General features: G+C 59.4%; 8 protein-coding genes and 1 pseudogene. 6 read left to right on the top strand and 3 right to left on the bottom strand.

Translation table 11 applies throughout. From position 1 onward, the window contains the following. Positions 1 to 335: 335 nt before the first annotated feature. On the bottom strand, positions 336 to 1,709 hold the full coding sequence (locus NKH03_RS33410) for an FAD-binding oxidoreductase (RefSeq protein ID WP_352973130.1): 1,374 nt from the start codon (positions 1,707 to 1,709) through the stop codon (positions 336 to 338). A gap of 279 nt (positions 1,710 to 1,988) precedes the next feature. On the opposite strand from NKH03_RS33410, the gene NKH03_RS33405 reads away from it, so the two are divergent. From NKH03_RS33405 to NKH03_RS33380, 6 genes are all read left to right on the top strand, one after another. Next, the gene (locus NKH03_RS33405; RefSeq protein WP_352973128.1) at positions 1,989 to 5,543 is read left to right on the top strand and encodes an AAA family ATPase; all 3,555 of its coding nucleotides are present in this window, start codon (positions 1,989 to 1,991) and stop codon (positions 5,541 to 5,543) included. A 50-nt stretch (positions 5,544 to 5,593) separates the two neighbouring features. Continuing rightward, positions 5,594 to 5,854: a DUF4242 domain-containing protein gene (locus NKH03_RS33400; protein WP_352973127.1), complete on the top strand. Its 261-nt coding sequence runs from the start codon at positions 5,594 to 5,596 to the stop codon at positions 5,852 to 5,854. A 349-nt stretch (positions 5,855 to 6,203) separates the two neighbouring features. Continuing rightward, positions 6,204 to 6,722 (top strand): type 2 periplasmic-binding domain-containing protein, encoded by a 519-nt coding sequence (locus NKH03_RS33395; RefSeq protein ID WP_352873947.1) that lies wholly within the window; start codon positions 6,204 to 6,206, stop codon positions 6,720 to 6,722. A gap of 120 nt (positions 6,723 to 6,842) precedes the next feature. Beyond that, complete coding sequence (locus tag NKH03_RS33390; RefSeq protein WP_352873949.1) at positions 6,843 to 7,397, top strand: DUF309 domain-containing protein; 555 nt, start codon at positions 6,843 to 6,845, stop codon at positions 7,395 to 7,397. Positions 7,398 to 7,862: 465 nt separating this feature from the next. Further along, entirely contained in the window at positions 7,863 to 8,123 is a 261-nt protein-coding gene (locus NKH03_RS33385; protein ID WP_352973125.1) for a hypothetical protein, read from the top strand. Between the two features lie 75 nt (positions 8,124 to 8,198). Continuing rightward, positions 8,199 to 8,477, top strand: coding sequence for a hypothetical protein (locus NKH03_RS33380; RefSeq protein WP_352873951.1), 279 nt, complete (start codon positions 8,199 to 8,201; stop codon positions 8,475 to 8,477). Positions 8,478 to 8,634: 157 nt separating this feature from the next. Here NKH03_RS33380 and NKH03_RS33375 read toward each other — a convergent pair whose 3' ends face one another. Beyond that, the gene (locus NKH03_RS33375) at positions 8,635 to 8,907 is read right to left on the bottom strand and encodes a hypothetical protein (RefSeq protein ID WP_502911041.1); all 273 of its coding nucleotides are present in this window, start codon (positions 8,905 to 8,907) and stop codon (positions 8,635 to 8,637) included. Between the two features lie 273 nt (positions 8,908 to 9,180). Continuing rightward, positions 9,181 to 9,704: pseudogene (locus NKH03_RS33370) on the bottom strand (IS91 family transposase); the annotation flags it as partial.

The following is a 9,704-nucleotide window of genomic DNA, read 5'->3' as shown; positions in this document are numbered from 1 at the left end:
ATCCCCATAGCGCACAGCATGCGGCCCGTGGGTTCCTGCATGGGAGGCTTTCGTACGCCTGACGGCACCCGAAACCCTTCACAATTTCGGCCATTGCGACGCTCCCGTCCATTCACCAAAAGCGGACATTGATGTTTTCGGAAGCCACAGTCAGCTTTGATTAGCTTTCGCATTTCCTGAAGACAGACTGGTTAGGAAAAGGCACAGATTGTTGCCAAGCTGCGTCCGATTGATGTGCTGTGACGTGCTCCCCCGTTTGGCCCCGTTTATGAGTTAGCCCTGTTCACGTTGTGATCCTGTCTTTCGTGTCGGGTACCAAGCGTTAGATTTGACCACTAGGTGGCCGGGCGGATGTTCTGGTTGATGTGGAAAAGGTTGGTAGGGTCGAACTTGCCCTTTAGCGCGGCGAGGCGCGGGTAGTTGTCGCCGAAGCTCGCCTGGACGCGCTCTTCGCCTTCGTCATCCATCATGAAGTTGGGATACGCGCCGCCGAGGTCGAACGGATGCACAGCTTTCCAGTAGTCGGTGGCCCATTTCTTGAGGACCGGCGCCATTCCCGGATCGGGATCTATCCCGGCGATCACCATGGACCAGGTCACATCACGAGCGTTCCAGGCGCTGTCGCCCTTGCCTCGGCGATGCACCGCCCCGTCGATTGGGTAAAGATGCATGCACGACGCCGGGCCGGCCCTGCTTGCATGCAGGAGATGGGCGTCGATGGCGGCATCTGGCAGCGCTCGGACAAAGTCGCCCTTCCAATACCATTGCTGTCCGGCCGGATAGAGCGCATCGAATAAGGTCTGCAACCCCGTGTAAGGAATCGGGCCCGCCCAGTCGAAGAGTGGCTTGGGGAGAGCCGCCCGGATGGCATTGACGGCCGCTTCGCCACCCTCGCCGTTATGCGCGACAAGGAGGACGCACATCTTCTTGTTCCAGTGCTCCTGCGGGAATGGATCGCCGCCGGGCACCGATTGCAGTCCGAGGAAGATGTAGAAATCCTCCGGAGCATTCGCCTGGAAATCGCGATACCAGCGCATAATCTCGGCGGCATCGCCAAGGTCGAAGACGATCGGTCCGCCATAGAGCATTTTCGCCGGGTGCGTGCGAAACAGGAAGCTGGTCACGATGCCGAAATTGCCGCCGCCTCCGCGAAGCGCCCACAAGAGATCCATGTTCACCGTTTCGCTGGCCGTCATGAAACTTCCGTTGGCCAGCACCACGTCGGCTTCGATGAGATTGTCGACGGCAAGCCCATACTGCCGGCTGAGGTAGCCGTGGCCGCCGCTCAGCGTCAGACCGGCGACCCCGGTGGTCGAGATGATGCCGAACGGCACTGCCTGGCCAAAGGCGTGGGTAGCATGATCCACGTCGCCTGTCGTGCAACCAGGCCCGACCCGCACCGTGCGGTTCTGTGGATCGACGCGAACGCCCTTCATCGTCGAGAGGTCGATCACGAGGCCGTCGTCGACACCGCCGAACCCCGGTCCGTTGTGACCGCCGCCGCGGATTGCTATCGGGAGGTGGCTGTCGCGGCCGAAGTTCACCGCAGCAATCACATCGGCGACGTCCGTGCAGCGCGCAATTAGAAGAGGCCGCTTGTCGATCATGCCATTATAGAGTTTGCGAGCTTCATCATAGTCGGCATGATCGCGACCGATCAGCGTGCCTCGGAGATCCTGCGCGAATTTGGCAATGGCACCGCTGTTCATTCCACCCTCCGAGAAATCCCAATACCGAGGTTCCGAGTTCGGATCGAAGGTCGATCAGATAGTTTTAGGCGCGCCGCCTCCCGGCACGGCCCGCCTAGCTGACAATGTTGACCGGCAGCCGTCGCTTACGAATAACGCCTACTTTGCCCGAAAGTTACCCCTTGGTCCAAGGGAATTCGTGAAATGAGGCCTCATCGTAACTAAGCTGATCCTTAGTGCGGCATGGTGCTACGACTAACTTCGCGCTAGTTTAGCATGGTGACATGGGCAAAACGCTCGATGCAGACGATCGAAGACTGGCTGAGCCAGCTCGGCCTCGACAAATACCTGGAGGCGTTCGTCCAAAACGACGTCGACCTGCGAGCGCTCCCTCATGTCACTGAACGCGACCTCCAGGAGCTTGGTGTCTCACTGGGGCATCGCAAAATTATCATGGCTGCTGTAGCCGGACTTGCTCAGCCAAATCTCACCGGGTCCCTGGTCCCTTCACCTTCTCCTGCGGGTTCGGAACTTCAGGCCAGCGACCTCCCTCAGGAACCGACTGCAGACCGGCGGCTGCTTAGTGTGCTCTTCTGTGACTTGGTCGGGTCGACTGCGCTATCTGCCCAACTCGACCCCGAAGACATGCATGAGCTTACGCGGCGCTATCAGGACAGTGTTGCAGGCGCGATCACGCGCTTTGGAGGCTTCGTCGCGAAATATCTAGGGGACGGCGTGCTTGCATATTTTGGATGGCCCATGGCTTACGAGGACCATGCCGAGCGTGCCATTCGTGCAGGCCTCGAGGCCCTCGCTGCAGTCGAGGCCTTCCAGTCCCCCAGCGGCGAGCAATTGAAGGCGCGGATCGGCATTGCATCGGGGCACGTGGTCGTCGGCGATATCGCCGGCAGCAGCGCAAATGAGCGGGCTTCAATCGCAGGAGATACTCCCCATCTCGCGGCTCGCCTGCAAGCTGCTGCTGCGCCTGGCCAGATCGTGGTGGCAGACGCCACGCGGCGGCTCGCGGGGCAATCCTTCGAGATCGAGAGTCTCGGCGCGCAGGAATTGAAAGGCTTTCGATTGCCTATTGCCCTGTTTGCGGTCCACGGCGAACGAGAAGTGGAAAGCCGTTTCGATGCCGCGCAAACTAGTGCGCTCTCAAAATTCGTTGGCCGCAGCAGTGAAATTGGAATGCTGCTGGATCGCTGGGAATTGGCTAAAAACGGTCAAGGCCAAGCAGTCTTTGTATCGGGAGAGGCGGGAATGGGGAAATCGCGCCTCGTCGACGCGCTTGAGGAACGGTTGCATGAAAACCAGCCCGAGTTAATACGACTGCAATGTTCGCCCTATCACTCCACCTCGGCCTTCTATCCCATCATTCAGCGCCTGAGCCGGCTGGCAGGTCTTTCAGCCGCCGACGAACCTCTGATGCGAGCCGAGAAGCTGCGCGCAATTGTTCAACGTTACGGCGAAGATCCCTCAGAAGTCGGCTCGACATATGCCGAGCTGCTCTCGCTGGACCTAGCGGGTGAATTCACGCCGCTCGATCTCTCCGCCCAACAGCGCAAAGAACTGATCGTCCGCACACTGGCGAACCGAGTGCTGCTCGCGGCAAAGAGGGCACCCGTTTTATTTGTTGTTGAGGATGCGCACTGGATCGATCCGTCGACCAATGAATTTCTCACAGAGGTCGTCCGTCGCATGCATGGCGCGGCCGTTCTTGTCGTCGTAACGCACCGGCCCGAATGGACGCCGACCTGGGCCACGGGGTTAGTGCACGTGACGACGCTGGCCATTGGTCGGCTGACGAAGCAACAGATGCGCGAGCTGATCGACTCGATGCTCGCAGACGTTCCGGATCAGCTTGCCGACAGGATCGTGGAGCGAACTGACGGTGTGCCGCTATTCGTGGAAGAATTGACACGTTCGATTCTGGAAAGCGGAAAGGCGGCGTCTCTCAATGTTGAGATTCCCGACAGTCTGCAGGGATCTCTCATGGCCCGACTTGACCGTTTGACAGCGGCAGCCAAAGAGGTGGCGCAAATCGCCTCTGTCATAGGCCGGGAATTTGACCGCGGCCTACTTTCCAAGGTTGCCGGTCTCGATGACCCAACTCTCGGCGAAGCGCTCAATGAGCTCATGTCTACCCAGCTCGTTGTCGTCGGCGGAGTGGTACGAGACGCGCTGGTATTCCGACATGCGCTCATTCAGGATACGGCATACCAATCGCTGCTCAGCAAAAGGCGCCGTCAATATCATGAAGCCATCGCTAATGCGCTCATCGACGCATATCCGGATCTCATCGTCACCCAACCCGAGCTCATCGCCCAGCATTATGTCAAGGCACAGCAAGGTGCGCTCGCGCTGCCTTACTGGATGAAGGCCGGCGAACGGGCGCTAGGACAGTCAGCCAACTATGAGGCGGTCGATCACTTTCAGAACGCTGTCGCCATCGCGGAGCAACTGCCGGGAGGACCGGCCCGGCAAAAGGAAGTGCTCGAGGCGACCCTAAGGCTCGGCGAGGCACTGAGTGCCGCAGGCCGCTTGTCGGACTCAGTGGCAAAATACAAGCTGACCGCGCACTTGGCTCGCGAGACCCATGACACCAAGGCGTTCGTTCGTTCTGCTCTTGGTTTTGACGGCGCCCAGTTCCTGACTTCGAAGCGGCTCGACGAATCGCTTCAGCTGCTCACTGAAGCAATGGGTATGCTCGAGCCCGATGATCAGAGGTCGCGGTGCCAGCTCCTCAGCCGCCTCACGCGTGCATATTTTTACCTTAGCGACAGCAAGAACAGCGCCAAATGTCACGCAGAAGGGGTCAAATTGGCTCGGCAACTAGGCGACCAAGCTTCGCTTTTTGAACTGTCTGTCCTGCCTTTCTTGACGCCCCGGACAGTGAAGTCCGCGGCAGAGGCAACTCAACTAATGGCGCGGATAGATGAGATAAAGCGCCTTGCGGCCGGCATCAACGACGATGACCTGCGCGGCCGCGCTCTCGCGCTTGACGTCTACGTCTCGACTGAGCTTGGCGACCGCGCGCGCGCCGATCAAGCCGTGGCCGGGCTGGAAGACTTGGGAACGTTGCGCCAACGGCTCAACATTCTATGGCTTGCGTGGAACGCGAGGGCGATGATGGCCATCCTCGATGGACGGTTCATCACCGCCGAGAAGCTGGCTGGAGAAGCGTTGGGTCTGGGCAGACAGACGCATGGCGCGGAAGTCGAAGGCGTCTATGGCATGCAGATGTTCACGATCCGACGCGAACAGAATCGCCTGTCAGAGGTGGCTCCGGTGATGAAGAATCTTATCGATGAAAATCCGGATGAGACCACATGGTTGCCAGGGTTTGCGCTGGTTGCGGCCGATTTGGGATATCGGGACGCAGCGCAACGCAGGTTGAGTGAACTAGCGCGTGCCAATTTCGCAATGCCGCCGGATGGAAAGCGAAGCGCATCGCTCTCATTCGTGGCTGAGGTTGCTGTTAGTCTGGGCGACACGAAGGCGGCACGGACAATCTACAACCTTATGCTCGCCTACAAGGATATGACGATCACGGCAGGAGTCGCAACTGTCTGCTTTGGAGCGGCAAGTCGCTATCTGGGAATGTTGTCGGTATCGCTGGGCGATTTTGGGAAGGCCGCCGAGCACTTTGAGCATGCGATGGATATGAACGCAGCCAGCGAATCACGACCTTGGCTGGCGCATTCCCAGGCTGAATATGCGAACTTGCTTATGAAAAGGGGTAGCAAGAAAGCGATTGAGAGGGCAATGTCACTTTCGGAGCAAGCCTCGGTGACCGCGGCTGAACTGGGTATGGTCCGTTTGCAGAAGAGGCTGGAGACAACGCTTCACTAGGTAGGCTCTCATGCCTCGCTGCATCACCACGGTTGAGAAGGAGCATGCTCATGCCACGCTACGTCATCGAAAGGGAGTTCGCGGAACAGCTCAACCTCACAAAGGAGGGCATTGAGAATGTCAATTTGATCAATGACCAGGAAGGCGTGCAGTGGATTTTCTCGTTCCTCAGCGCCGACAAGAAAAAGAGCTATTGCCTTTACGAGGCGCCTAACCCGGAGGCTATTCGGGCTGCGGCACGAAGGAACAACATCCCCGCAGATGCGATAATTGAAATTGGTGGCGAGATTGGACCGAATATGTTCTCGTAGCACAATCCTGCCCGGCAAAACGTCGCGAGTACGCCAAAAGCCGGGGGCCGCCTTAGTAATGCACCTGAGCATCCGCTTTCCGGCCGATTGACCGTAGGGAACACGCCGAGGTGGCATCGTAGCGGAATGTCCGCTTCTTCGCACCCTTTACCTAAAACCAGTCGGTCATCTTCCGGCCCCCTTCCGGTCATTCACAAGCCGGCCGATAGCCGAAGTGAGCCAGTGCTGTTTACGTCGGAAAATACATAGGCCGCCACTACATGTTCGCGTTTTGTGCTTCGAAAGTCGCATAATTGGCAGAAAGGAATGTGTCCCGAACGGGAAGTACTGACACACCCGTAACGACGACATGGTGACCTGGCTGCAGCAGGGCCGCGCTGCTTTTGGGGTGCTGCCCTTCGCGCGCTTTGCCCAGCTCAACAATCCCGAGCAGTCCACCTTCCCCGGCAAGATCAAAGCCATGGCCTTCCCTGGCTCCAAAGCGCTGTCGGGCGGCGCGGAAATGGCGGCGGTCGTGGAATCATGGGCGATGGCGGTCCCCGCCAATTCCACCGACAAGGAGCTTTCCTGGAGCTTCATCAAAGCGGTCTCCAGCAAGGCGGTCACGCTTGGGGCGGCGCGAAACGGTAATGGACCGGTTCGCGTATCCACCTATGCGGATGCCGAATTCTCGGCATCCCAGCCGCTCGCAAAGGTAGAAGCCGCCACGCTGGCCAAGGCGCGTCCGGCATTCCCGGCCTTTCCCGAAGCCGTGCGTGCGCAGGCGACTTTCCTTGAGGAGGTGCAACTCGCGGTGCTTGGGCGCAAGTCGCCACAAGAAGCTGTCGCGGCGATCGTGGAGCGGGTTACGGCACTCATGCCAGATTGACCGGCAGGATTTCGCTGCTTGGAAGCAGGTTGATTTACGTCATTACCCATGACGACGGCTGTGAGAGGCGGACGCCGATCCGGCCCCATCCGCCAGGATGATTGCCATGGGCGTGCTTTCATGTTTGCTGGAACTATGTCACGACCACGCTTGCTGCCCGAAAACAGTTTTCCTACCTATGCGTACCTGCCTGGCAAACATCCTCATCCGGTGCGCGATCCCTTGGGCCACAGTTACCAAAGCGACCCGGTGACCGTCGCGGTTGAGGAAGCTCTGGGCTCAGATGTATTTCGTTGGGGAATCGACCTTTTCAACCACGGCTACTACTGGGAAGCTCACGAGGCTTGGGAGCCTCTTTGGCACGCGGCGAAACAAAGCACTCAGTATCGCCTATTCTTCAAGGGGCTGATCCTGTTGGCTGCGGCTGGGGTCAAGATCCGCGAGGGCAAGCGGGTCGCTGCCGCGCGCCATGCGGTAAGAGCTGCGGCGCTTCTTCGTCAGGTGGTGAGCGCGCCGAGCCCGCCTTTTGAAGCCGCACTCGGGATGCCAGCTGCCGCGCTCGCAGAACACGCCGAAGCGGCCACAACTTCCCCCGCTGTTTTGCAGGAGCCTGCGCCTGGCCAGCCTGAGCCCGTTTTCGATTTCATCCTCGCACCAAAATCCGAGAGTGTCTGATTGGCAATCCTACGATACCGTTCAAGGTCAGCTTCGTCAGCGGGAAGCGGGCGTTGATCGTAGGTCAAGCGCAGGGTTCATCGGTTGCGCGCCGGGTTACCGTTTGGAACGAAGGGAAGACCAAAGACGTTCAGACGGCTAAATCTCAGGATGGATTTAGCCCAGGAATGCTTGCAAACGCTGAGCGTGATGCAACGGACCATCTCCGAGGCGAATACCTGCCTTGCGCACCTGCGATGAAGTTCGTCGAGCGAACGGTCGCCCCGAACTCGTTGGGAAGCTCCAAATACTGATGATGCATCTCGAGGACGCCAAGGCCGGTGCAGTTAAAGGCAGAGGCAGTTAAGGCTGGAAAAGCTGCTGGTCATTGACATCGAGATCGGGACAAGACCGGTGCAGCCAACACCGGCCAAACCGGCTTGACGGAACATTAGCGATCTCTAACTATTTGTGCTGTGGCAGACGATGCACACCCCATCGCCTGCTGAAGATCGCGATCTTTCACCGGCTCTCGATCGGCCCGCGCCTCCCGCAAGTGGCGCGGGCTTTCCGCACCAGGGGTCGAGATGGCCGACAAGCCCGCCACCACCTACACCGTCCAGCGTCTTCGACAAGCCGCATTGGCGCACCGTGCTGACCACCAAGGACAAGGCCGAAGCGCTGGCCATGGCGAAGGGGACTGGCGACAAGATGAGGATCGAGGAGATCACGTCGAAATTGAAGTAGGGCGCTGGGAACCGAGTTTAGCAGGTGACGTTTTCCCCGCAGGTCACGCTAAATGACCTAACTACGGAGGAAACAATGAACATCAAGATGCTCACAATGGGCGCGATGGCGCTTGCGATGATGACTGGTTCGGCTCTTGCTGGCAGTACATCCGCGCTGGACGACCCGGCAAAGATGTCGCCGTTCTTCACCGATGCCGGCATGAAAACCTTGAGGACAGAAGCGGATTTCAAGACCGCATGGATGTCCCTGAAACCCGATGAACAGAAGGCCGTGTTGAAAGACTGCGGCGATACCACGCTCAACAAGTCGCATGCAGATTTCTGCGCGATGGCAAAGAAGATGGGTGGCTAACAACGTCGAAGGCGGGCGCACTGAGTCCGCCTTCGCGTTGACTGCGCAATGGCCGGCGCCACTTCGAGGTTGCCTGAAAAAAGCGCCTGCCAGGGGGCGGTTGGGTTTCCGCTGGGACCCCGACAACCTAACAGGCCGACGGCCGGGAAAGCCCAGCCTACGCGCTCCCGTCCGTCTCGCTTTCCTCATCGATCATCAGCACCGGCAGATAGGCCTTGGTTTCCAGCCACTCCCGCAGAACGATCTCAATGAGATCCGACGGACCAATCTTCATCTCGGCGGCTATGTACTTCAGCGCGTCTTCCGTCGCCGCCTCCAGTGGCACGCCAGCGACGTTCCTGAGCATCAAGGCAGCGCGCCGAAGGATGATCTGCGGGTCCGGCCGCGACATGTCCGCGATGCGGTCGGCGGCGCTCTCAAACGCCGCCACGGCTCGGCATAGTCAAGGTATTCGGCGTCGCGAATGTCTCAGTTCGATGGTTTGCAGTCGGTCCGCTTTTTGGCAGGAATTGAATGAAGCGGACGTTCGCAGACGTGTTCGCAATTCATGAGGAGCTGGAGTTTGCCCCCACCGATCGCCGTTCGCTTGGCACCCATAATGCAAGCTGGCCCATTCGTGCGGCCGGCGAAGCAGCCCGGCTCCAACAGCATGTGGCATCGATCCTTCAGGTCCACCACATCGGCTCAACCGATAGCGCTGGGCAAGCCCCAGGCGCTGGTTCCCGAGCACGCGCACTGGAAGGAGAAAAGCCGGACGCGACGATATGCACCGGCTTCCGTCTGGCGCGATGCCGCCGCCTGGTACGATCATGTGGACATGCGGATGATGCGTCATTGCCGAGCCCCAGGTGTGGAGGACGGCGGTGATGCCGATCCTGGCGCCGAGGTGCCTGCTATCGGCCGCGATCGTCAGCATCGTCTCCGATGCCGCCTTGAACAGCAGATCATAGATCAGCGCCTTGTTATGGAACGCGATCTCGGCGACTTCGGCCGGCAGCGTGAAGACGATGTGGAAGTATCCGACCGGGAGCAGATCGGCTTCGCGCTCGGCGAGCCATGTACGCGCGGCCGCGCCCTGGCACTTGGAACAATGCCGGTTGCGGCAGGAATTGTAGGCGATGCGCCGCTCGCCGCAGTCCTCGCAGGCTTCGACATGCCCGCCGAGGGCCGCGGTGCGACATTGTTCGATCGCCGACATGACCTTGAGTTGCTGCAGGCTCAGATGAC

This window comes from Mesorhizobium sp. M1406, from assembly GCF_040317555.1.
Taxonomy (GTDB): Bacteria; Pseudomonadota; Alphaproteobacteria; order Rhizobiales; family Rhizobiaceae; genus Mesorhizobium.
This window is presented reverse-complemented; position numbering and strand designations above follow the sequence as displayed.